Here is a 1,280-nt window from a genome sequence, read left to right on the forward strand (position 1 = left end):
GCGAAGGTCGCGGTGTCGCTGGTGCGGGCGGCGCTGCTGGGCGCGGGGATGAGATCCATGACCTCATCCTGCCCCAGGAAAGCGGCTTGGACTAGACCATTCCGGCGGTGGAACGGGACCGGAACGGGGGGCCGCGGACCGGGGACCGGGGGCCGCGGCCGGCTTGCCGCTACTTCTTCTTGCCGCCGTCCTTGCCGCCGTCCTTGCCGCCGCCGGCGCCCATGGACTCGTAGATCTCCTTGCACATGGGGCAGACGGGGTACTTCTTCGGATCGCGCCCCGGGACCCACACCTTGCCGCAGAGCGCCACGACGGGGGTGCCGTCGAGCGCGCTGGCCATGATCTTGTCCTTCTGGACGTAGTGGGCGAAGCGCTCGTGGTCGCCGTCGCCGTGCGACACCTCCGGCGTCGGTTCGACGAGGGTGCCGGTGCCGGTTCCGCGTTCGGGCTCGGGCTCGGGGAGAGGAGTGCTCATGGTGGCCAAGGGTACCGACGGCACCGCGGATCAGTTCAGGCTCGGGTCGTCCGGATATGTCGCGACCATGGCCAGCTCGCTGCGCTGCCGCCGCAGCACCGCCCGCCACAGGCCCTCCGGCGCGGGCGACGACACGTCCCCGGGCTCGGACTCCACGACGTACCACGCGCCGTCGTCCAGCTCCTCCTCCAACTGCCCGGGGCCCCACCCCGCGTACCCGGCGAAGATCCGCAGCGTGCCCAGCTCCGCCGCCAGCAGCTCCGGCGGCGCGTCCAGGTCGACCAGGCCGATCGCGCCATGCACCCGGCGCCAGCCGAGCGGCCCCTCGCCGCCGGGCACGCCGCCGCCCTGGTCGCCGGGGACCACTGCGAGGCCGAGCGCGGAGTCGAGGGAGACCGGGCCGCCCTGGAAGACCACACCGGGGTCGCCGGCGAGGTCGGCCCAGTCCTGCAGCACGTCGCCGACGCCGACGGGGGTCGGGCGGTTGAGCACGACGCCGAGCGACCCCTCCTCGTCGTGGTCGAGCAGGAGCACCACGGTCCGGGTGAAGTTCGGATCGGTCAGGGCCGGCGTCGCGATCAGCAACCGGCCCGTGAGGGATGACACCTCCGTCATGCGGACATGATCCCGCAGTTACGGGCGCGTGGGGAGCGGACGGCCGAGGAATACGGCAATGCGCGCACCGTGCGCCGCGCGTGGCGGCCCCGGCCGCCTCTCCAGACCCAGGGGGGCCGCACACGGCGCGGCCCGGGGCGCGTACGGCGTCCGCGCGCGGCCGTCCGCGCGCAGCACCCCGCTGCGACCG

The 1,280-nt window shown here is 74.1% G+C and carries 2 protein-coding genes; both read right to left on the reverse strand.

Annotated elements, in window-relative coordinates:
* Window positions 1-169: 169 nt before the first annotated feature.
* A complete protein-coding gene (locus tag H5J30_RS33960; protein ID WP_181791656.1) occupies window positions 170-475 on the reverse strand; it encodes a DUF3039 domain-containing protein in 306 nt (101 codons plus the stop codon).
* A gap of 30 nt (window positions 476-505) precedes the next feature.
* Window positions 506-1,090, reverse strand: coding sequence for a YqgE/AlgH family protein (locus H5J30_RS33965; RefSeq protein WP_181791658.1), 585 nt, complete (start codon window positions 1,088-1,090; stop codon window positions 506-508).
* Window positions 1,091-1,280 lie beyond the last annotated feature (190 nt).

This window comes from Streptomyces phytophilus (assembly GCF_013870535.1).
Classification (GTDB): domain Bacteria; phylum Actinomycetota; class Actinomycetes; order Streptomycetales; family Streptomycetaceae; genus Streptomyces; species Streptomyces phytophilus.